Source organism: Leifsonia sp. AK011 (genome assembly GCF_013410945.1).
Lineage (GTDB): Bacteria > Actinomycetota > Actinomycetes > Actinomycetales > Microbacteriaceae > Rhodoglobus.
Genome location: NZ_JACCCH010000001.1, coordinates 1,852,882 through 1,872,464 on the forward strand (window position 1 = coordinate 1,852,882; position 19,583 = coordinate 1,872,464).

Annotated in this window: 22 protein-coding genes and 1 tRNA gene; 6 read left to right on the forward strand and 17 right to left on the reverse strand. The window is 66.3% G+C overall.

All coding sequences use genetic code 11. The annotated features are described in order from the left end of the window. Positions 1 to 44: 44 nt before the first annotated feature. The 10 genes from lnt to HDC94_RS09090 are packed head-to-tail and all read right to left on the reverse strand — an operon-like array spanning position 45 to position 10,119. A complete protein-coding gene (gene lnt, locus HDC94_RS09045) occupies positions 45 to 1,553 on the reverse strand; it encodes an apolipoprotein N-acyltransferase (RefSeq protein ID WP_308495684.1) in 1,509 nt (502 codons plus the stop codon). Positions 1,554 to 1,573: 20 nt separating this feature from the next. Further along, the gene (locus HDC94_RS09050) at positions 1,574 to 4,006 is read right to left on the reverse strand and encodes an RNA helicase (protein ID WP_179496819.1); all 2,433 of its coding nucleotides are present in this window, start codon (positions 4,004 to 4,006) and stop codon (positions 1,574 to 1,576) included. A 10-nt stretch (positions 4,007 to 4,016) separates the two neighbouring features. Further along, the gene (tatC, locus tag HDC94_RS09055; RefSeq protein ID WP_179498981.1) at positions 4,017 to 4,760 is read right to left on the reverse strand and encodes a twin-arginine translocase subunit TatC; all 744 of its coding nucleotides are present in this window, start codon (positions 4,758 to 4,760) and stop codon (positions 4,017 to 4,019) included. Between the two features lie 50 nt (positions 4,761 to 4,810). Further along, positions 4,811 to 5,068 (reverse strand): Sec-independent protein translocase subunit TatA, encoded by a 258-nt coding sequence (gene tatA, locus HDC94_RS09060; RefSeq protein ID WP_179496821.1) that lies wholly within the window; start codon positions 5,066 to 5,068, stop codon positions 4,811 to 4,813. Positions 5,069 to 5,118: 50 nt separating this feature from the next. Further along, positions 5,119 to 5,493, reverse strand: coding sequence for a hypothetical protein (locus tag HDC94_RS09065; protein ID WP_179496823.1), 375 nt, complete (start codon positions 5,491 to 5,493; stop codon positions 5,119 to 5,121). Between the two features lie 5 nt (positions 5,494 to 5,498). Then, entirely contained in the window at positions 5,499 to 6,491 is a 993-nt protein-coding gene (locus tag HDC94_RS09070; RefSeq protein ID WP_179496825.1) for a YafY family protein, read from the reverse strand. Beyond that, positions 6,484 to 7,473: a YafY family protein gene (locus HDC94_RS09075; protein WP_179496827.1), complete on the reverse strand. Its 990-nt coding sequence runs from the start codon at positions 7,471 to 7,473 to the stop codon at positions 6,484 to 6,486. Before HDC94_RS09075 ends, HDC94_RS09070 begins: the two co-directional genes overlap by 8 nt. 57 nt (positions 7,474 to 7,530) lie before the next feature. Continuing rightward, on the reverse strand, positions 7,531 to 8,424 hold the full coding sequence (locus HDC94_RS09080; RefSeq protein WP_179496829.1) for a hypothetical protein: 894 nt from the start codon (positions 8,422 to 8,424) through the stop codon (positions 7,531 to 7,533). 34 nt (positions 8,425 to 8,458) lie between these two features. Then, positions 8,459 to 9,454, reverse strand: a complete 996-nt coding sequence (locus HDC94_RS09085; RefSeq protein ID WP_179496831.1) for a tRNA (adenine-N1)-methyltransferase — start codon at positions 9,452 to 9,454, stop codon at positions 8,459 to 8,461. Further along, the gene (locus tag HDC94_RS09090) at positions 9,451 to 10,119 is read right to left on the reverse strand and encodes an HAD family phosphatase (RefSeq protein ID WP_179496833.1); all 669 of its coding nucleotides are present in this window, start codon (positions 10,117 to 10,119) and stop codon (positions 9,451 to 9,453) included. The genes HDC94_RS09085 and HDC94_RS09090 overlap by 4 nt, the downstream gene beginning before the upstream one ends. Positions 10,120 to 10,149: 30 nt before the next feature. On the opposite strand from HDC94_RS09090, the gene HDC94_RS09095 reads away from it, so the two are divergent. Next, the gene (locus HDC94_RS09095; protein WP_179496835.1) at positions 10,150 to 11,082 is read left to right on the forward strand and encodes a proteasome assembly chaperone family protein; all 933 of its coding nucleotides are present in this window, start codon (positions 10,150 to 10,152) and stop codon (positions 11,080 to 11,082) included. Positions 11,083 to 11,091: 9 nt separating this feature from the next. On the opposite strand, the gene HDC94_RS09100 is transcribed toward HDC94_RS09095, so the two are convergent. Further along, positions 11,092 to 11,943, reverse strand: a complete 852-nt coding sequence (locus tag HDC94_RS09100) for an undecaprenyl-diphosphate phosphatase (protein WP_179496837.1) — start codon at positions 11,941 to 11,943, stop codon at positions 11,092 to 11,094. Positions 11,944 to 11,955: 12 nt separating this feature from the next. Beyond that, positions 11,956 to 13,260, reverse strand: coding sequence for a M20/M25/M40 family metallo-hydrolase (locus tag HDC94_RS09105; protein WP_179496839.1), 1,305 nt, complete (start codon positions 13,258 to 13,260; stop codon positions 11,956 to 11,958). A gap of 60 nt (positions 13,261 to 13,320) precedes the next feature. Here HDC94_RS09105 and HDC94_RS09110 point away from each other — a divergent pair. Continuing rightward, positions 13,321 to 13,405 (forward strand) — tRNA-Leu (locus HDC94_RS09110). A gap of 238 nt (positions 13,406 to 13,643) precedes the next feature. Here the strand turns inward: HDC94_RS09110 and HDC94_RS09115 are convergent. Together HDC94_RS09115 and HDC94_RS09120 are read right to left on the reverse strand one after the other, a co-directional pair. Beyond that, positions 13,644 to 14,345 (reverse strand): endonuclease/exonuclease/phosphatase family protein, encoded by a 702-nt coding sequence (locus HDC94_RS09115; protein ID WP_179498982.1) that lies wholly within the window; start codon positions 14,343 to 14,345, stop codon positions 13,644 to 13,646. A gap of 39 nt (positions 14,346 to 14,384) precedes the next feature. After that, positions 14,385 to 15,650, reverse strand: a complete 1,266-nt coding sequence (locus HDC94_RS09120; protein ID WP_179496841.1) for an APC family permease — start codon at positions 15,648 to 15,650, stop codon at positions 14,385 to 14,387. Positions 15,651 to 15,740: 90 nt separating this feature from the next. Here HDC94_RS09120 and HDC94_RS09125 point away from each other — a divergent pair, with 90 nt between their 5' ends. Beyond that, entirely contained in the window at positions 15,741 to 15,878 is a 138-nt protein-coding gene (locus HDC94_RS09125) for a hypothetical protein (protein WP_179496843.1), read from the forward strand. A 3-nt stretch (positions 15,879 to 15,881) separates the two neighbouring features. On the opposite strand, the gene HDC94_RS09130 is transcribed toward HDC94_RS09125, so the two are convergent. Continuing rightward, positions 15,882 to 16,790: a DnaJ domain-containing protein gene (locus HDC94_RS09130; protein WP_179496845.1), complete on the reverse strand. Its 909-nt coding sequence runs from the start codon at positions 16,788 to 16,790 to the stop codon at positions 15,882 to 15,884. A 60-nt stretch (positions 16,791 to 16,850) separates the two neighbouring features. Between HDC94_RS09130 and HDC94_RS09135 the strand changes: the two genes are divergently transcribed. From HDC94_RS09135 to HDC94_RS09145, 3 genes are read left to right on the forward strand one after another with little or no spacing between them, the layout of a single operon-like run. Then, positions 16,851 to 17,333 (forward strand): glutathione peroxidase, encoded by a 483-nt coding sequence (locus HDC94_RS09135; protein WP_179496847.1) that lies wholly within the window; start codon positions 16,851 to 16,853, stop codon positions 17,331 to 17,333. Then, a complete protein-coding gene (locus HDC94_RS09140; RefSeq protein ID WP_179496849.1) occupies positions 17,330 to 17,614 on the forward strand; it encodes a GNAT family N-acetyltransferase in 285 nt (94 codons plus the stop codon). The genes HDC94_RS09135 and HDC94_RS09140 overlap by 4 nt, the downstream gene beginning before the upstream one ends. Then, positions 17,614 to 18,291 (forward strand): histidine phosphatase family protein, encoded by a 678-nt coding sequence (locus HDC94_RS09145; RefSeq protein WP_179496851.1) that lies wholly within the window; start codon positions 17,614 to 17,616, stop codon positions 18,289 to 18,291. The genes HDC94_RS09140 and HDC94_RS09145 overlap by 1 nt, the downstream gene beginning before the upstream one ends. On the opposite strand, the gene HDC94_RS09150 is transcribed toward HDC94_RS09145, so the two are convergent. Together HDC94_RS09150 and HDC94_RS09155 are read right to left on the reverse strand one after the other, a co-directional pair. After that, complete coding sequence (locus HDC94_RS09150) at positions 18,288 to 18,815, reverse strand: hypothetical protein (RefSeq protein ID WP_179496853.1); 528 nt, start codon at positions 18,813 to 18,815, stop codon at positions 18,288 to 18,290. The two genes, HDC94_RS09145 and HDC94_RS09150, sit on opposite strands and share 4 nt — an antisense overlap. A 58-nt stretch (positions 18,816 to 18,873) precedes the next feature. Then, positions 18,874 to 19,575 carry a DUF4433 domain-containing protein gene (locus HDC94_RS09155; protein ID WP_308495685.1) on the reverse strand — a complete coding sequence of 234 codons (702 nt, stop codon included), beginning with the start codon at positions 19,573 to 19,575 and terminating at the stop codon, positions 18,874 to 18,876. Between the last annotated feature and the right edge of the window lie 8 nt (positions 19,576 to 19,583).

Consider the following 19,583-nt stretch of genomic DNA (forward strand, 5'->3'; position numbering starts at 1 on the left):
GTTGCGGGGCTTCCCGCATTTCTGGGACGAGTTGCCCCACCCGATCAGCGGTTGCGTCTGCGGAGAGCCGTGCCCGCGATCAGCAGCCCGGCGAGACCAAGCCCGGCAACAAACCACTCGACCTGTCGGCCGGCGGCGACTGCAGGGGTGATCGTCGATGCCAGCGGCACCGTTTCGACCATGGCTCCGGGCTCGTACCAGGGAAGCTGGGCGATGGTCGACCCATCCGGCCCGATGATCGCGCTCGTGCCCACGGTCGAAATGTTCACGATGGTACGACCTAATTCCATCGCGCGGACGCGTGCGATGGCCAGCTGCTGAACACTCTCGTCAGTGCGCCCGAAGTCCGCGTTGTTCGACGACGCGAAGATGATCTGGGCGCCCTCTTCCACCGATTCCGTCAGGATCTGGTCGTCCACAATGTCGAAGCAGATGTTGATGCCGGCGATCACGCCGTTCACATCGAACACGTTGTCAGTGGTCCCTGGTGTGTATTCGCGCTGAATGAGGTCGATGAGGTCCGGCGCGAACGGTCGCCAGAATGCGCGATCGGGGATGTATTCACCGAAGGGCACGGGATGCTTCTTGTCGTAGAAGTCCAGCGCGCCCTCCCCCGCCTGCCACAGGATCGCCGTGTTGTGGAACAGCCCGTCGCGTTCGCTCACCCCCTGGGCCACCAAAGGTGCGTCCATCTCGCTCGATACGTACTCGAACACACTCGTGGTGTACGGATCCTTCAGGGGATCGCGATAGGTGGTGCCCTCGGGCCAGACGACGACGTCGACGTCCTCCCCGAAGAGTGGAAGGCTGGCATCCAGCTGGGCCTGCAGGAGGTCGTCGGCGCTCGACCCGTCGAAGTACCCCGCCTTGCCGTTGCCCTGGACGGCGGCGACCGTCATCGTTCCGTCGGCGGAAACGGGGAAGGCCGGAAACACCAGCAGTGCGGCCGCGACACCCACGGGAGCAGCGATTCGCGCCAGGGTCGGGAGTTCTGCCACGCGAATGGCTTCGATGCTGATCGCGACGAGGAACACGAGCACGAACGACATGCCCGAGATGCCGATCCAGCTGTACAGGGGGGCGAGAGGGCCTTCTGATTGGGAGATGCCGATGCGCCCCCATGCGAAACCACCGTACGGCCACACGCTCGCCCAGGCCTCCCGGGCCGTCCACAGTCCGGCGACGATCACGGGCAGGAGTCCCAGCCGCCCGAGCAGCGTGGGGAAGGCCAGCGGCACCCACCGGTACGCAAGGGTGATCGCGACCGCGCCCGCCGCGAAGAACAGCGACTCAAGAACAGCAAGGGCCGACATCGGGAGAGGGCCGAGGAAGAGCGACGCCCACTGGATATGCGTGAGGTAGAAGGTGATCCCGGCTACGAAACCGACGAGGATGGCGCCCCCAATGCGCCGCCCGATGAGGGTCACGAGCACCAGGGCGACACCCACGAGAGCCAGCGGCCAGAGGTACTTGTCAGGGAAGCCGGCATCCATCACCGGGCCGGACGCGGCCGCGACGATGACGGCCGCCCAGAGCGGCAAGACGGGCTTCACGGTATGAGCTTAGGCGGGGATCATGCGACGGAACTGTACGCCACGATGCCCCGACGGATGCCGTCGAGCGCCGCTCGCGCCGTGCGGCCGACCTCGCCGTCCGCCACGACCGAAAGCTGGTCGAGGAGGTCGATCGTCTGCTTGGACCAGCGCACGAAGTCGCCTGCGGCCATGTCCGCCTCGCGGAGCACCGCGTCGAGGGGCGTGCCGTTGGTCCACCGCCACATGGCGAGGGCGAGACCGGTGGAGAGCGGCTGGCTGCCGGGCAGTCGATGCGCGTGCTCCATATCGTCAAGCTCGGCCCACAGGTTGCCGGTGAGCTCGAGCGCCTCGCGGAACCGGCCTCGCGGCAGGTGGCGGTCGCCGAGTTCGCCCTCCTCGCGCCGCGGCTCGTAGACGAGGGCCGTGGCCATCGCGGCGAGTGAGGGCGCGTCGAGGTCGTTCCAGTATCCGCGGCGGAGACTCTCGGCAACGAGGAGGTCTCGCTCGCCGTAGATGCGCCGCAGCATCCGACCGGTCTCGCTCAGTTCGAACTCGCCTGACTCGGTCGAGTGGAGATAGCCGAGCTCGACGAGAACTTCGGTGACTCGGTCGAAGATGCGGGCGACGGCACCGGTGCGGTTGCGGATCTGGCTGGAGAGCTGATCGGTTTCGCGCTTGAGCTTCCAATAGCGCTCAGCCCACCGTGCGTGAGTTTCGCGCTCCTGACAGGCGTGGCAGGGGTGCTGCTTCATGCGCCTGCGGAGGTCACCCAGGTGGCGCTGACGTTTGTCTCGCTCAGCCCGACTGGCTGTGTTCGAGATGCCCTTGCGCTCGAGGTCGGTGAGTTCGCGACGGATGCCGGAGTACTCTCCGAAATCACCGAGGTGGCAGGTCATCGACTGCTTGTAGCCCGCGAGCGACTCCTCCTGCGATCGAACCTTGCGGGCAAGATCGACGACGGCCCTGTCGGCCTGGAACTGGGCGAAGCTCGACTCGAGGATCTCGCGGGTGCGCTGTCGCCCGAACTGCTCGATGAGGTTGACCGCCATGTTGTAGGTCGGCCGGAAGCTGGAGTTCAGGGGGTACGTGCGCCTCGAGGCGAGGGATGCCACGGCTTGCGGGTCGAGCCCATCGACCCACTGGATCACCGAGTGACCCTCCACGTCGATACCGCGACGCCCGGCTCGACCCGTGAGCTGCGTGTACTCCCCCGGTGTGATGGGCACCCGGGATTCGCCGTTGAACTTCTCTAGCTTCTCGAGGACCACGGTTCTGGCCGGCATGTTGATGCCGAGCGCGAGGGTCTCGGTGGCGAAGACGACCTTCACGAGCTTCTTCTGGAAGAGCTCCTCCACAACCTCCTTGAAGGCGGGCAGGAGGCCAGCGTGATGCGCGGCGACACCGCGCTCGAGACCGGAGAGCCAGTCCCAGTACCCGAGCACGGCGAGATCCTCGTCGAGCAGGGTGCGGCAGCGCTCCTCGACGATCTCGCGGATCTCGTCGCGCTCCTGCGTCGTCGTGAAGCGGAGCCCGGCGCGGAGGACCTGCGCGACCGCCTGGTCGCATCCGTTCCTGCTGAAGATGAAGAAGATGGCGGGGAGGAGATTGCGCGACTCGAGCAGGCGCACCACATCCGGGCGTTGCATCCGCTGCGTCTCGGGGCGCCCGCCATACGAGTGATGCCGCGCTCCCCCGCGACCACCGCCCCGGCCGCCGCTCGGTCGCGAGCCGGACCGAGACAGCTGCACGAGCTCCGGGTTCACCCGATTCGTGCCGATCGTGCCGGAAGAGTCGAAGAGGTCGACGAGCTTGGTGCGCATGAGAATGTGCTGGTCAAGGGGCACGGGGCGCTCCTCGGACACGATCACCGAGGTGTCGCCGCGCACGGCCTGCAGCCAGTCACCGAACTCCTCGGCATTGGAGACCGTGGCGCTCAGGGACACCATACGCACCGACTGCGGCAGGTGGATGATGACCTCCTCCCACACCGCACCCCGGAAGCGGTCGGCGAGGAAATGCACCTCGTCCATCACGACGTACTCGAGGTCGCGGAGCAGATCGGAGTCGGCGTAGAGCATGTTGCGCAGGACCTCGGTCGTCATGATGACGATCCGGGCGCCCGAGTTCACGTTGCTGTCGCCCGTGAGCAGACCAACCGATTCCGGGCCGTACTCGGCTGTGAGTTCCTGGAACTTCTGGTTGCTCAACGCCTTCATGGGCGTCGTGTAGAAGACCTTAGCGCGCGGCCGCTGCATGGCCTGGAAGATCGCGAACTCGGCGACGATCGTCTTGCCCGCACCCGTTGGGGCGGCCACGAGAACGCTCTTGCCATCCTCGAGCTGGGTGCACGCCTCGATCTGGAACGCGTCGAGATCGAACCTCTGGCTCGCGCGGAAGGCCTCGAGCACGGGGTGCCCGCTACGGCGTCGGGATGCTGCGAACCGCTCTGCCGGGGACAGCTGATCTGTCATCCCCTCAAGCCTAAGCGGTGGCTGGCTCGAATTCGGCCTGACGGCGGGCCGCCCGGCGATCGTGGACCCAGGCCACCCCGTAGGCGGCGAAGTAGAGGAGCACCATGGGGATCGCGAGAAGGAACATCGAGACGACGTCGGCGGCAGGGGTCGCGATGGCAGTGAACAGCACGATGACGAGGATCGCCACGCGCCATCCCTTGATGATGGATGCCGCAGACAACACCCCGACGAAGTTCAGGAGCACGAGGAACACCGGCAGCACAAACGCGATACCGATCGCGAGGACGAGCTTGATCACGAAGTCGTAGTAGATCTTCGCGTCGAGATAGGTGGCGTCCTCCTGCGCGGAGAAGGACGTCAGGAGCTCGACCATGTGCGGGAAGACGAACCATCCGGCCGCCGCGCCCAGGAAGAAGAGCGGCACGGCCGAGAAGAAGAACCCGAAGGTGTACCGCTTCTCCTTCGACGTGAGCCCAGGCACCAGGAAGGCGAAGATCTGGAACAACCACACCGGGCTGGCGATCACGATCGCGATCGTGAGCGAGATCGCGAGACGCAGGTCGAAAGCGCCCGTCACCGTCGTGTAGATGATCTCGGCGTTGCGTTCCTCGGCGATCTGGTTGATCGGCACGCGGAGGGCGTCAATGACGAACGGCGAGAGGAAGAAACCGGCGACAGCGGCAACGAGGATGGCGACCGCCGAGATCACCAGGCGCTTACGAAGCTCGCGGAGGTGCTCCCCGAGCGACATGCGCTCGTCGCTCTTGTTGCGCCACCGCCCTGAACGGGTGGCCATAGTCCCTAGGACTTCGGCTTGCTGGCGCCCTTGGCGGAGGACTTCTTCGCCGACGGGGCTTCATTGGCCGCCTCTGGCTCGTCGTCAGCGTCCGACTCAGCGTCGGCCGACGACTCGTCCTTCATCGTCTTGACCTCGCTGCGGAAGATCCGCATGGACTGCCCGATGCTGCGCGCGAGACCGGGGAGCTTGGGTGCACCGAACAGGACCAGGACCACCACGAGGATGGCGACGAGGTGCCATCCGGTCAGGTTTCCGAACATGGCTGCTCCTTATGCTGTGCGGGAAGGTGCCTCGATTCTAGCCCGCTCATCTATGACTTGGCTTTGAAGGTGTGTCTGGCGTACCAGCGGGCCGGCCACTGGACCCGGGATGCGTCCACTGCGGTGATCCGCGCTGCCCTGGCCAGGCGTGCCGCTCGTCGACTCTCGCGCCGCTGGGCACGATGCGTGCGGCGGGCATCCTCACGGGCGTGGATCGCGCTCACCTCCGCGAGGATCGCGAGCTGCGGCCGCACCAGTTCGGCATCCGGCGGGTCGATGAGTGAGGCGCGATCCGCGAGCGAGGCCACGTCGTCGAGCAGAACAAGGAACTTGCGGAAAAGCCACCACACAGCCAGGCCGAGCACGACCAGCAGGAGCACGACGAGACCGGTCCAGATCAGCACCCAACTCCACCAGGGCATCATGGCGATCAGGCCTCGTACCGCGCGGCACCCGCCGAAGCCCACTCGCGCACTACGGCGCGGGCCTCCGCGGGAGCGAGCACGGTCACGGCGCCGGGCATGCTCGCGATGAGGCGTTTGAGCCCGTGGTAGTGCGAGACACGGAGGCTCACCGTCATCCTGCCGTCCGAGGCGTCCGCGGAGACTGTTTCCGGTGCATAGTCGGCGAGGAGGGGCAACGCCGCGGAATCGACCTCGATGGTGACGGAGAGATCATCGTCAGAGCCCTCGAAGAGGGTCTCGGGCAGCGTGACATCGCTGGGTTCGTGCGAGATGGGCTCGTCGGTGATTCGCGGGCGGGAGATCCTGTCGATGCGGAAGGTGCGGATGGCCTCGCGCAGGTGACACCATCCCCTGAGGTACCAGTCGGAGTCGATCGATTCCACGCGAAGCGGGTCGACCTTGCGATCCTCGAGCTCGCCGCGTGAGTCCACGTAGGTGAACTCGAGCTGCACCCCGCGCTCGACGGAGTCCCGTGCCAGCTGGAGGGTCTCATCGGTCTCGCTCGCCGCGACAGCGACGGCGCTCGGTTCGGCGGATGCCCCGCGCGAGAGCTTCGACATGAGGCTCGCGATCGCGGCCCGGTCGGCCTGCTCCGGCAACGACGAGAGGTACTGGAGCCCGGCGATGAGGGCAGCGGCCTCGCGTGCCGAGAAGCGCGGTGAATCGTCGATGGCGACCAGGTTCGTGAGCACGATCTCGTCGTCGTCCTCGAAGGAATCCCAGGCGATGTCGAACAGGTCACCGTGCTGGTACGAGTTGGTCTCCCCAGGAATGCCGGAGACCGCGAGGAGCTGTACGGCGTCGCGGATCTGCTGCTCGGGAACCCCGAAATGCGTCGCCACCTCGGAAACGCTCACGCGATCACGGTCGATGAGGTACGGCACGAGCGAGAGGAGGAACGCCAGCTTGTCCTGCGCGCGCTGGGGTTGAGCCTTCTGCGAAGGAACTCGTTCAGCCATGATCTGCCGCCGTTCTCTGCAGGCGCGAGCGGACGGCCTCGCGCAGCTCCGGCGGGGAGATCACGAGGACCTCGGGACCGAAACCGGCTAGTTCGTCAGCGAGGATGTTCGCGTCGGTGTGGTGGAGTTGGAGCGAGCCGTCGGGGAGGAGAGACGTCCCACGGCGGTTGTTCAGGCGGATCGCGGCATCCGTTCCGGGTTCAACCTCGACGACGGCAACTCGTGAGGCCCAGACCCGGTCGAGTTCTGCGAGGGCGCGGGCGCTCTGGTCGCCCACTGGCGGTTCGAAACTCTTCGAGGTGAGCTCGACGGGACTCACGATCCGCCGAAGGAGGAACGTCTTGGTGACCCCGGACTCCGGCTCGTCGGCGAAGAGGTGCCACCGTCCCTGGTGCTGGACGAGGGCAAGCGGCGCGACGGTCCGCACTCGCGCAGCTGCTTCGCCCGGCTTGAGATACGAGAACCGCACGATGACGTGGCGTTCGAGAGCCTCACCGAGAGGATCGAACGCAGCCTCGCGAACGCGGACGCGCGGTGCGTACCCGAGAACTGGTTCCGTGGTGGCGACCCCCAGTGCCTTGAGCTTCAGGATGGCACGACGCGACTCCCCCGACAGCGATCCCTCTCGCCAGACCATCGCAGCCAGTGACAAGAGCGTGTTCTCCTCCGGGGAGAAACGAACATCGGTGGGTAATTCATAGGTTCCGCGCGGGATGAGGTAACGCAGGTTCTGGTTGTTGCCGGCCTCACCTGGCGTCTCGATGGTCTCCAGCGGAACGCCGAGCTCGCGGATGTCGTCCTTGTCGCGCTCGAATTGCCGCTCGAGCGACGCGTTGTCACCGGAGGCGGAGTAGCGCTGGCGATAGCCCTGGACCGTCGAGAGGATCTCGTTCTTGGTCAGCCCGTTATCCGTCGCGAGCAGGGCCAGCACAAGGCTGAACAGCCGCTCCTCGACGGGAACTCTCTGTGGGGAACTCGACACGAATCAATCCTTAGGTCTCGTCGACATCCGGCCTGTGTCGTGATGCTGGTGTTCTGGCTACTCCGCGATGCCGAGTACGTCAATAACGTAGACGACTGTCTGGTCTCCGGGAACCGCGATGAGGAGTTGCGATCCGACGGTCTGTCCGACCAGTGAGGTGATCACCTCAGGGGGAAGGCTGGCACCTTGCGCATTCTCATCGAGGACAACCGCTGCCGGGGCTGTCTCCCACGTCGTGTCCTTGAGTTGCTCGCCCTTCCAGTTGATCGAGGAGAAGTTCACGATCACCTGGTCACCTGCCGAGGTCGTTGATCCTGACCCCTTCTTGAGCAGGTCTACGGTCAACTCCGTGGGGGCGGCGCTATCCGGGAAGGTGAAACCGGGCTGGCCGCTGGGTGCGGTCACGATCGCGGGCATGCCAGCCCGTGCAACCTGATCCGCGCCATCCGCCCGGCCGAGGAAGGCATGCAGGATGTCGGCGACGAGCACAAGGCTCTGCTCCGGCTCGATCTGGAACTGAGACGCGCGGTCACCGAAGAGCTCATCAGCGGTGCCCGTCGCGATCACGCGTGAACCCACCGATCCGCACTGGAGGACCTTCGTGAAGGGGAAAGCGTAGTTCTCGGTAGGCAGCAGCACCGCTTGATCCGCCGCGACGATGGGATCGCCGGTCTCCGCGTCGTAGATGAAGAGCGTTCCACCGACAACACCGCCAGCACGTACGGGCTTGCCGTCTCCCGTGATGGACTCCGTGACACCGAGATCCGGCGAGACGAGCGGGGTCGGGAACGTGACATCCGGGTTCGCACCGAACTCGCCAGCGGCGGTCACGAGGTCCGCGTTGCCCGTGGCATCACACAACGCGGAGTTGGCTCCGGGCGTCGAACAGGCCGAAATCGACACCAGCAGGACTCCGAATACGGCGATGCTGGCGATCTTGCGCACTGACACTGTTCTCCTCGGGGGGATTGAAATCGCAACCACTCTACTGCCCGCCAGCCTCTGGGCTGGCGCTCGCGGCATCGGCCGCGATGCGCGCCTCACGAACCGCGCGGCGGAGGCCTTTCTCGCTGAGCGGGCGCTCGCCGACCGAGCCGGGTGTCCAGATCTCGACGTCCTCATCGCTGAAGTCCGACTTAGACGCGCGGCGCTTGAGAGCGGGGAGGACAGTTCCGGGCGCAAGACGCCGAGCGGTCAGGAGGAAGCCCGTGTGGGCCACCATCCGATGGTCCGGGCGCACGGCGAGGCCCTCGACGTGCCAGCCACGGATGAGGGTCTCGGTCGAGACCGGCTCGGTGAACTCCCCCGTCGCCCGGATTGCCTCGGCGACGCGGGACAGCTGGGTCACGGTGGCGATGTAGCAGAGCAGCACACCTCCGGGGGTCAGCGCGGTCGCGGCGACGTCGAGGCACTCCCACGGCGCGAGCATGTCGAGCACGATGCGGTCGACGGTGCCGGGTTCCGCGGCGCTGGGAAGGGCATCCTGGAAATCACCGATGCCCACCGACCAGGTGTCCGGTAGCTCGCCGAGGAACGTCTCGACGTTGCCCTTGGCGACCTCCGCGAACTCCTCTCGACGCTCGAAGGACATCAGCCTGCCCTGCGGCCCGATCGCACGCAGGAGCCACAGGGACAGTGCGCCGGAGCCGACCCCTGCCTCGACGACGGTGGCGCCGGGGAAGATGTCCGCCTGCGCAAGAATCTGCGCGGCGTCCTTCGGGTAGATGATCGCCGCCCCCCGCGGCATGGAGAGGGCGAAATCGCTCAGGAGGGGGCGCAGGGCGAGGTACTCGGTGCCATCGGAGGACTGGATGACCGAACCATCCGGCTGGCCAATGATGAGCTCGTGACTGAGCACTCCGCGATGGCTGTGGAACTCCCCACCCGTCTTGAGCGTGATCGTGTTCATGCGGCCCTTGGGGCCGGTGAGCTGTACGCGGTCCCCTGCGGAGAAGGGACCGCTGCGCGGACGAGGGGTCACGGGGTGCCTCCGGGAACGAGTGCGGCGAGGTCGGCGACCGTTCGGCCCTCGAGGGTCGGCCACAGGTGAGTTGCGGCGGAGTCGCTGAGATCGAGGATGAAGGGGACGCCGATCGTGACCATTCCTGCATCCACTGCGGAGGCGACTCCGGGGGGCGAGTCCTCGATCGCGACGGAGAGAGCCGGGTCGACGTCCAGGAGCCCGGCCGCGTGCAGGTAGGGCTCGGGATGCGGCTTGGAATGCGTGACGTCATCGCCCGAGACCACGTGGTCGAACCCGTCGAACCCGAGCCGATCGACGACGAAGTGAGCCATACGGCCGATCGACATCGTCACGAGAGCGGTCGGTACCTTCTGGTCACGCAATTCGGTGAGGAGTTCGCGTGCACCCGGGCGCCACGGGATCCCCTCGGTGTCGAGCTTCTCGAGGACGCGGTCGGTGAGGGCATCGATGACCTCCTCTTCGGAGAGAGTCACGCCCTTGGCCTGGATGATGCGCGCTGAGTGCCATAGGCCGGCACCCACCAGCTCCAGGGCCTCCTCGTGCGACCACTGCCCTCCGAACGACTCGATCAGCTCGGTTTCGGCTGCCATCCAGTAGGGCTCAGTGTTGACGAGGGTTCCGTCCATGTCCCAGAAAACGGCGGCAGGAGAGGATGAGGTCACAACCGACCATCGTAGTTCTATCCTTGGAAGATGCCCGATCAAGCGAATTTTGCGTCCGGGCGGCTCCTGGTAGTCGCTTTCGAGGGCTGGAACGATGCCGGTGAGGCGGCGAGTGGCGCAGTGCGCACGCTCAAGGATGCTCTGGATCTCTACCCGGTGGCCGAGGTCGATCCCGAGGACTACTTCGACTACCAGTTCAATCGACCCTCCGTCGCGATCGGCGATGACGGCAACCGGATGCTGCTCTGGCCCGGTGTGACGATCTACGGTCCGGTACGACCGAACGCGGGGCGTGGTGTGTCGATCGCCGCAGACGCCGAACTCGAGGTCAGCGCCTCCAACGAGGCCAATATCTTCCTCATGCTCGGGACCGAGCCCTCCCGCGGGTGGAAGACCTTCACGCGGGAGGTATTCGAGGTACTGGAGGACAACGACATCCGGGCCATCGTCTTCCTCGGCGCGATGCTGGCCGACGTTCCGCACTCCCGGCCGATCTCCATCTTCACGAGCAGCGAAAACGCTGCCGTCCGAGCCGAGTTCGGCATGGAGCGCAGTTCATACGAGGGGCCCGTCGGCATCCTGTCGGTTCTTGCCGATGCGGCGGAGAAGGCCGGCATCCCGACGATGTCGATCTGGGCGTCCGTCCCCCACTACGTGCACAACGCGCCATCGCCCAAGGCGACCCTGGCGATCGTCGACAAGCTCGAGGAGGTCATCGACGTGGTCATTCCCCGCGGAGACCTCGTGACCGAGGCCGCGGCCTGGGAGAGCGGGATCGACGCGCTCGCCGGGGATGACGACGATATGGCCTCGTACATCGAGCAGCTTGAGCAGGCGCGTGACACCGTCGACTCCCCCGAGGCGAGCGGTGAGGCGATCGCCCAGGAGTTCGAGCGCTACCTTCGCCGCGGCGACAAGCCGGACGGCGGCTCGGCCGGCGAGGAGCCCTGGCGCAAGGAGTAGAGCCCGGAGCTACAGCGGGTTGAGGATGCCGAGTGCCAGGAGCACGATGAGCGTGCCTCCCAGCAGGATGCGGTAGATCACGAACGGCAGGAACGAGTGCTTCGAGATGTACTGCATCAGGAAGGCGATGACCGCGTAGCCCACTCCGAAGGCCACCACGGTGGCCACCGCGGTCTCGGCATACCCGTAGGCGCCCTCGGGCTCGCCGAAGCTGTGCACGAGCTCGTAGAGGCCGCTGCCGAACACGGCGGGCACCGCGAGAAGGAACCCGAATCGCGCGGCGGCTGGCCTCGTGTAGCCCAGGATCCGACCTGCGGTCATCGTTGATCCTGAGCGGGATACCCCGGGGATCAGGGCGAGCATCTGGGCGAGTCCGATGATCACGCCATCGCGGTAGGTCATCTGTTCGATCTCGCGGACGCGCTTGGAGAGGAGGTCGGCGAGTCCGAGGATGATGCCGAAGACGATGAGCACGATCGCCACGAGCCACAGCGACCTGAAGGTCGAGCGGATGTAGTCCTGCGCGAAGTAGCCGAGAATCACGATGGGGATCGTGCCGATGATGATGAGCCAGCCCAGCCGCACATCGGGGTCGCGCCGGTCGATCGGTTCGGAGTGGGCGCCCTTGCTGCGGCCGAACTGCTGGAACCACTTGGTGAGAATGCGACCGATGTCCTTGCGGAAGTAGATCAGTACGGCGAGCTCGGTCCCGAGCTGGGTGATGGCGGTGAACGTGGCGCCCGGGTCCGTCGCGGAGGGGAGGAATTCGCCCGCGATGCGCAGGTGGGCGCTCGAGGAGATCGGGAGGAATTCGGTCAGACCCTGGATGAGCCCGAGGATGATGGCCTCGAGAAAACCCATGCGTGACTCCCCCTAGTAGGTCAGAAGCAGGTCGGTCAGAACCCGCCTGCCAAAGACTAATGCGTCGAGGGGCACCCGCTCGTCCACGCCGTGGAATAGCGCGGGAAAATTCAGGTCGGCAGGCAGCTTCAGCGGCGCGAACCCGTAGCCCTTGATGCCGAGCAGGGACAGCGCCTTGTTGTCGGTTCCGCCCGAAAGCAAATAGGGCAGGACGGGCGCTCCGGGGTCGTGGATGCCCAGTGCGTCGACCATTGCGGTCACGAGTGGGCCCTCGAAGGCGTTCTCGAGGCCGATGTCACGGTGCATGACGACGATCTCGATGTCGTCACCGACGAGTGCCTGGACCTCCGCCAGCACGGCGTCCTCGTCGCCCGCGAGGGTCCGGATGTCGATGAGCGCCTCGGCGGTGTCGGGAATCACATTGTGCTTGTAGCCGGCCTTCAGGAGTGTGGGGTTGCTCGTGGTCCTGAGGGTCGCCTGGATGAAACCCGCCGCGGTTCCCGTGGAGAGCACGAGCTCATCGGGGCCGACCCGCTCTGCATCCACCCCCATGATCCGCGCGAGCTCCGCGATGAGGTACTCCGTGGTGCCCGTGAGTCTCAGCGGCCACTCCTGCGAACCGAGGGTGGCGACGGCCCGTGCGAGCTTCGTGACGGCGTTGTCGCGCACGATCCGGCTGCCATGGGCCGCGGGGCCCCTGGCGATGAGTCTGATCCACACGAGGGCCTTCTCGCCCGTCTGGAGCAGGTACGAGCGTTGACCGTTCAGATGGACCGAGTATCCGCCCACTTCGCTGATCGCCTCCGTGGCTCCTGCGAATATGTCGGGGCGGTTATCCACGACGTAGTGGGACCCGAACACTCCCCCGTTCTCCTCGTCGGAGAAGAACGCGACCACGACGTCGCGAGCCGGCTGCCGACCTGAACCCAGGATGTCCTGGAGGGACGCGACGATCATCGCGTCCATGTTCTTCATGTCCACGGCGCCGCGGCCCCAGAGCATGCCGTCCCGGATGACGCCGCCGAAGGGATCGACGCTCCAGTTGGTGGGATCGGCTGGAACGACGTCCGTGTGCCCGTGAAGCACGAGGGCTGGCTTGGTGGGGTCGGTGCCCGGTACACGGGCGAAGACGCTCGTCCGGCCGGTCGCGGCATCCACGTACTCCGTGGTGAGACCCAATGCCTCGAGATGTGCGCCGAGATACTCCGCGGCATCGGTCTCGCCATTGGAGCGACCCTCGCCGTAGTTCGTGGTATCGAAGCGGATGAGATCCTGGGCGATCCGAGCTGTTGCGTCGAGCTCGTCGGGCTGGGTCATCCGACCACGCTATCAGCGTGCTATTGTCTTACCTCGGTAGTCCTGATCTGGACGACCTGCGCGCGGATGGCGGAAATGGCAGACGCGCTAGCTTGAGGTGCTAGTGCCCGTATAGGGCGTGGGGGTTCAAGTCCCCCTTCGCGCACAAACGACTGAAGGCGTCACCGTAAGGTGGCGCCTTCAGTCGTTTAAGCGTGTAGGTGCGCGCGAACTCTTCGTGGGCCCACGCCGCGCAGTCCAGACCAACCGCAGGTTGGGCTGGCGGCTCGGTGGGGAGTCAAGTCCCCCTTCGCGCACCGACGTGTCACGGTGGTGAGGTTTCGATAACGCCGGGCTTCGCCGCGGCTACTCAACCCGCTGCAGGGGCCGGGCCGGCGCCGCCGCTAGAGCTCTTTGCCTGCGCGCTTGTAGTCGGGGTCGCCGTACGTCGCCGTCACGAGGATCGGGATGTGGTCCGAGGACCCGCGCGCCAGAGTCTCGACGCTCTCGATCGTGAAGCCCTGGGATGTCACGAAGTCGAAGTGCCCGCGGAAGAACTTGTACGCCGTGTAAGTCATGCGGTCGCTCAGGGACAGGTCGTAGCCGGTCTTGGCCACGCGCTCCCCCAGGTTGTCCTTGAACAGCGGGTAGTTGTAGTCCCCGACCATGATGATCGGCGCGCCGGAGCCGAGCTCCTGGAGCAGTTCGTGGGCCGCCTTGATCTGCTCACGCCGCAGCGAGTTGAGTGCTGTGAGCGGAGCGGCGTGGAACGACGCGAGCACGAGCTCATGGCCAGTCTCCCTGTCGACCAGGCGCGACCCCACGAGGCGTTCCGGCGTTGGGGAGAAGATCAGGTCGTGCAACGACTTCTTGAGCTCGTAGGCGCGGCTCTCCAGATGGTCGTACCGCTCCTTGCGGTAGTAGACGGCAAGACCGAGCCGGTTGTTGCGGGTCGACCCGGCAAGGGTCAGGCCACCGATCTCGGCGGGGAGGTCGGAGGATATGACCTCCTGCACGCAGATCGCGTCGAGGTCGGGCGTCTGAGCCAGGGCCGCGAGTTCGCCGATTGCACGGTGCTTACGAAGGTTGTAGCTGATGACACGAATCACGGGTGACGAGACCTCTTCCCAAAACAGGACACCAGCCTAGGCGTCCGCACGATGGTTCTTCGACGCGGCGACGCGGATGGATCGCACGACAAGTCCACTGGCGACGACGGCGACGCCAGCCACGATGGACAACCACGGAAGCGTCACGACGAGCACGACGCATCCGATGGCTCCCGTCACGGCGAGGAACCTCGGGAATCGTCGTTGTTCTCGGGGCTGGCTGAGAGCTGCCGCATTCGCGACCAGGTAGTAGGTGAGCACCCCGAAGGACGAGAACCCGACAGCGCAGCGCAGGTCGACGAGCGCGACGAGGACGCAGATGACGATTCCCACCGCGATCTCGGCGCGGTGTGGAACGTGCACGCGCGGGTGCACCGCGTCGAGCCAGCGCGGGAGGTCGCCGTGACGGGCCATGGCCAGGCTCGTACGACCGATACCCGCGATGAGGGCGAGCAGTGCGCCGAGGGATGCCGCGGCCGCCCCCACACGGACGAGCGGCGTTGCCCATCCCCACCCAGCAGCAGCAGCCGCTTCACTGAGCGGTTCTGCGCTGGTGGACAGTCCAGCCGGGCCCAGCACCCCGAGAAGCGTGACGGCGACCGCCGCGTAGATCACCATCGCGATCGCGAGAGCGAGGACCACTGCGCGGGGAATCACCCGGGCCGGATCCTTCACCTCCTCCCCCAGGGTTGCAACACGGGCATAGCCAGCGAAGGCGAAGAACAGCAGTCCGGCCGACTGCAGGATGCCGTACGGGCCACCGGAGAGCAGATCCAGGGGTTGTGAGAGTTGCGGGAGGCCAGACGCAACCCCCGACGACACGACGACAGCGAGCGTCAGAAGGACGACGATCAGGATGACGCGGGTCGCCAGTGCCGTCCGTGTGATCCCGAGCAGGTTGATGGATACGAGCGCCACCACGGCCACGATGGCGACGGGCCGCTCCCACCCCTCCGGCGCTGCGTAGGCCGCGAAGGTGAGGGCCATGGCAGCGCAGCTCGCGATCTTTCCGATCACGAACGACCATCCGGCGACGAAACCCCACCACGCCCCGAGACGCTCGCGGCCATAGAGATATGCGCCGCCGGAGCTCGGGTAGGCCGCTGCAAGTTGCGCGGTCGACGTCGCGTTGCCGAGTGCCACGACGGCTGCAACGACGAGACCGACGAGAAGACCGGACCCTGCCGCCTGGGCTGCCGGCGTGAACGCCGCGAAGACCCCCGCACCGAGCATGGAACCGAGACCGATGACCGTGGCATCCCCGGTTCCGAGTCGGCGGGCGAGTGTCGGGCCCGGGGTCATAGCGGCACCTTAGCGCTGACGTTCTGTCGCCGGGTTAACGCCGCATGAACGGAGCGGGGGTAGCGTTGAAGTCCGATCGAAGGAGGCACCATGAGCGACAGTGCAGCGGGCGCGGGAACACCAAAGCACCGCAAAGGCGACGAGAAGGCCCCGGAGAATCCGTTCGAGGACGCCGACCTGGACATCTCCGACTTCGGTGAGAACCCGGACACCGAGACTGCGGGCTAACTCCTAGATGTAGCGCACGCCAGCGGCGATGCGCGTGCGGACATCGAACAGTTCGTTGCCCCCGATGGGTGTTGTGCCGGGGATGCCGGTGCGCAACAGCATCGACAGCGTCGACTGGCGCGTGACGACGACTCGCGCTCCGCGTATGGATCCGAGCTGGATGCTCGGCTCCTCAATCGCGGAATCGGGAGCCACGATCACCAGACCGTTGAAGCGCACCTTCCACGCACGTGACAGCGCCTTCGCCCCCACGGCGAGCTCGTGGACCGGCCGCTCGCCCGCGAGCGACTCCCCGATGAGTTCCCCGCGCCGAACTCGCACCGGGCCGCCGAAGTCCTCGGACATCATCGCCCAGAGGCCTGTAGGGCCGAGTACGACGTGGTCGACCTTGCCTCCTGGTGTTCCGGTGGCCACGTCGTGCCAGATCGTGTATCCGATTCCGAGGGAGCTCAGCGTGCGCGCGGTCTGCTCCTCCGCCAGGGCGTCCGCGAGTGCGCGACGGATGGGCTGCGGAGCATCCCTCACCAGGCGAGCGTCGTAGGGGTCGTCGAGCGTCACCCCTCTGCCAGCCCATTCGCGGATCTGTTCGAGGTAGCGTTCACGTCGCCATCCGCCGGGGTGACCGTACGATCGCGCCTTCGGTCGTGAGTCCGTGCGGGGTGAACTCGTCCGCGCCCCGAAGGTTGCCGTCGGATCCGCTCGGCGGCCCGCGTCGTACGCCGCTCGAGCTTCCGAGGTTCCGACGCGCTGCCACGCGAGCTGCACGGCCGTGAAGCGATGCGGATCTCCGCCGGTATCGGGGTGCGTCTCCCGAAGCGCCCTGCGGAAGGCCCTGCGCAGGTCCTCCTGCGAGGCGGATGCCGCAACCCCCAGCACCTCGTAGGGGCTCAGGTCGAGAGGACTTTCGGGCATCGGCTCAGGATACCCAACCACGCCCGGCCATTCCCCAGCGGATGGTCGTAGATTGGTGACGTGACCACAATCAACGAGATCCCCCTCACGACCATCGATGGCGAGCCAACGACGCTCGCCGAGTACAACGGCAAGGTACTGATGGTGGTCAATGTCGCCTCTCGCTGCGGGTTGTCGCCCCAGTACGCCCAGCTCGAGGAGCTGCAGAAGACCTACGGTGACCGCGGATTCACTGTTCTCGGATTCCCCAGTAACCAGTTCCTGCAGGAGCTCAGCAGCGAGGATGCCATCAAGGAGTACTGCTCGACCACGTGGGGCGTCACGTTCCCGATGTTCGAGAAGGTTCGTCTCAACGGCAAGAAGGCGCATCCGCTCTACCAGGAGCTGACCCAGACCCCGGATGAGGCAGGCAAGGCCGGCAAGGTGAAGTGGAACTTCGAGAAGTTCGTGATCACGCCAGCCGGTGAGGTGCACCGGTTCCGTCCCGATGTCGTTCCCACCGACCCCAAGATCGTGTCGGTGATCGAGGAGTCGCTCCCGTGAGTAAGCAGCTCACCCACGAGCCCGACGCCAGCCGCTACACCCTGGTGATCGACGGCCAGCTCGCGGCCGTGGCCGACTACCGGATCAGCGGGGACGCGATCTCGTTCCACCACACGTTCACGCAGCCCAACCTCCGCGGCCGCGGCCTCGCTGGGGAGGTCGTCGAGTTCGCCGTGGACGATGTGGAGAAGAACTCCACCCGTCGCATCGTGCCGATGTGCTGGTACGTTGCCGACTGGTTCGAAGCGCATCCCGAGCGCGCCTCGCTGCTCACCCGCTGATGCGGCTGCTTCTGATCCGGCACGGGCAGACCCCGAGCAACGTCCAGGGTTTGCTCGATACCGCCGCGCCCGGTCCCGGGCTCACGGAGCTCGGACATCGTCAGGCTGCGGAGATTCCGGATGCCCTGAGCTCAGAGCACATCGGCGGAATCTGGGTCTCCACGCTCGTGAGAACCCACCTGACAGCCGCCCCCCTTGCTGCCTCCCTCGGGCTCGAACCGGTGCAACTCCCCGGCCTTCACGAGATCGCCGCAGGCGAGCTCGAGATGCGCCGCGACCACGAGGCGGTGCGCGTCTATCTCGAGACTGTGTTCGCCTGGGGTCTCGGCGACCGGTCGCCACGGATGCCCGGTGGGGAGGACGGCCACGAGTTCTTCGAACGCTTCGATGCGTCGATCGCTGAGGTCGCGGCATCCGGCGTCGGCACCGCGGTCGTGGTCAGTCACGGTGCGGCGATCCGCGTGTGGGTGGCTGGAAGCGCGATCAACGTTCCGCCCTCGTACGCGGGCGAGCACGACATTCAGAACACCGGAATCATCGAGCTCGAGGGCACGCCCGAGTCAGGATGGAACCTCCTCGCGTGGCAGGGCACGCCGATCGGCGGATCCGATCTCATTGACGACGACGCGCAGGACCCGACGGGCGAAACCCTCGAGGAAGCGCTCGACGAGGACTAGCGTCGCCGGGTGCGCTCGGTGCGGCGGAAGTAGATGCCCGTGATCACGAGCGCCACACCCAGGGCGATCGTCCAGAAGGTGCCGAAGCCCGCGAGGGCCACCACGCCGAGACGCGGCAGGAGCAACAGAACCGCGAGAATCGCCGACGCGACAAATGCCGCACCCGAGACCTGCACGATCTCGCGACCGGTGTAGAGAACTATCGCGCCCACGAGGAATCCGAGGGCTGCGAGGAATCCACCGATCGTGACAGCAACGGCGGGGAGGATGGCGCTGACCGACGCGATCGCGAGGATGAGCCATCCGACGGCGCCCGCGAAGAGTGCCACCTTGGCGAGCGTGTTGTTGACCGCGCCCAGTGCGAGGATCACGAGCCCGGCGGCCACCGCAGCGAAGGCGATCACGGCCAGGAACGGCAGCGAGAGGTTCACGTAGGGCAGCAGAACCATCAACAGCATCGCGGCACCCGCGACGATGAAGGCGATGCCGGCAGCAGCGCGACGGGAGCGGGAGATGGCGGCCATGAAGCCCTCCAAAGGTTGGGGTCGCCCAGTCTACGGTGCCGGTGTACCGCGCCGACTACTACTCGTGCGCGAACCAGGGCGGGTAGACCGCGATGCGCGGGGCGAACCCGCTGCCCGCGATGATGCCACGCACTCGCTCCTTGGCGGGTTCGTTGGCGACGCCGATGAGCTGGATGCTCTCCAGCGGCACACTCCCCGCCACGAGCACCTCGGCAGCAGCGCCCAGCTCCGGGTAGTCCGTGAGGCGATCGAGCGAACGTCGCACGCCCTCCGAGTCCGACGCGAATCTGGTGAGCGAACCCGCCGCGTTGCCGTCGGCAACCACGACATCGCCGAGCCTGCCAATGGTCGAAACCAGGAAGACGAAGTCGGATGGCACGGCACGGCGCGCCGCCTCTGACCAGCCGGGTTCGTGAGCTCCCCCACGAACCTCGGACCAGGCGCTCGACTCCGGAGTGAGGGCGAACGAGACGTACTCGTCCACGGTGCGGCCGTCGCCGACCTCGGCAGTGGCTCTGAGCTCGAGACCGAGCTCAGAGTAGAGCGGCACCTCGGGGGTGGCATCCGATCGGAGCGCGCCATCCGCGAGGATGCCCTGAAGGTTGCGTACGTGGGTCACGTGGTAGACACGCTGCTCGCCCACCGGGCGGCGGGACTTCACAGCCGTGCCGACGCGCGCGGGGCGCACTTCCGCGGTCTTGCGGGGTGCGGCCGAGCGAACGGCTGCGGGCTTCTCGGGGAGCTTCTGCGGGAAGCACACATCACACT

What these genes read in the sequence shown, in the direction of transcription:
- HDC94_RS09050 (WP_179496819.1), bottom strand. Translation starts at nt 4,006, where the DNA reads ATGACAGATCAGCTGTCCCCGGCAGAGCGGTTCGCAGCATCCCGACGC.
- tatC (WP_179498981.1), bottom strand. Translation starts at nt 4,760, where the DNA reads ATGTCGCTCGGGGAGCACCTCCGCGAGCTTCGTAAGCGCCTGGTGATC.
- tatA (WP_179496821.1), bottom strand. Translation starts at nt 5,068, where the DNA reads ATGTTCGGAAACCTGACCGGATGGCACCTCGTCGCCATCCTCGTGGTG.
- HDC94_RS09065 (WP_179496823.1), bottom strand. Translation starts at nt 5,493, where the DNA reads ATGATGCCCTGGTGGAGTTGGGTGCTGATCTGGACCGGTCTCGTCGTG.
- HDC94_RS09070 (WP_179496825.1), bottom strand. Translation starts at nt 6,491, where the DNA reads ATGGCTGAACGAGTTCCTTCGCAGAAGGCTCAACCCCAGCGCGCGCAG.
- HDC94_RS09095 (WP_179496835.1), top strand. Translation starts at nt 10,150, where the DNA reads ATGCCCGATCAAGCGAATTTTGCGTCCGGGCGGCTCCTGGTAGTCGCT.
- HDC94_RS09100 (WP_179496837.1), bottom strand. Translation starts at nt 11,943, where the DNA reads ATGGGTTTTCTCGAGGCCATCATCCTCGGGCTCATCCAGGGTCTGACC.
- HDC94_RS09105 (WP_179496839.1), bottom strand. Translation starts at nt 13,260, where the DNA reads ATGACCCAGCCCGACGAGCTCGACGCAACAGCTCGGATCGCCCAGGAT.
- HDC94_RS09120 (WP_179496841.1), bottom strand. Translation starts at nt 15,650, where the DNA reads ATGACCCCGGGCCCGACACTCGCCCGCCGACTCGGAACCGGGGATGCC.
- HDC94_RS09125 (WP_179496843.1), top strand. Translation starts at nt 15,741, where the DNA reads ATGAGCGACAGTGCAGCGGGCGCGGGAACACCAAAGCACCGCAAAGGC.
- HDC94_RS09130 (WP_179496845.1), bottom strand. Translation starts at nt 16,790, where the DNA reads ATGCCCGAAAGTCCTCTCGACCTGAGCCCCTACGAGGTGCTGGGGGTT.
- HDC94_RS09145 (WP_179496851.1), top strand. Translation starts at nt 17,614, where the DNA reads ATGCGGCTGCTTCTGATCCGGCACGGGCAGACCCCGAGCAACGTCCAG.
- HDC94_RS09150 (WP_179496853.1), bottom strand. Translation starts at nt 18,815, where the DNA reads ATGGCCGCCATCTCCCGCTCCCGTCGCGCTGCTGCCGGCATCGCCTTC.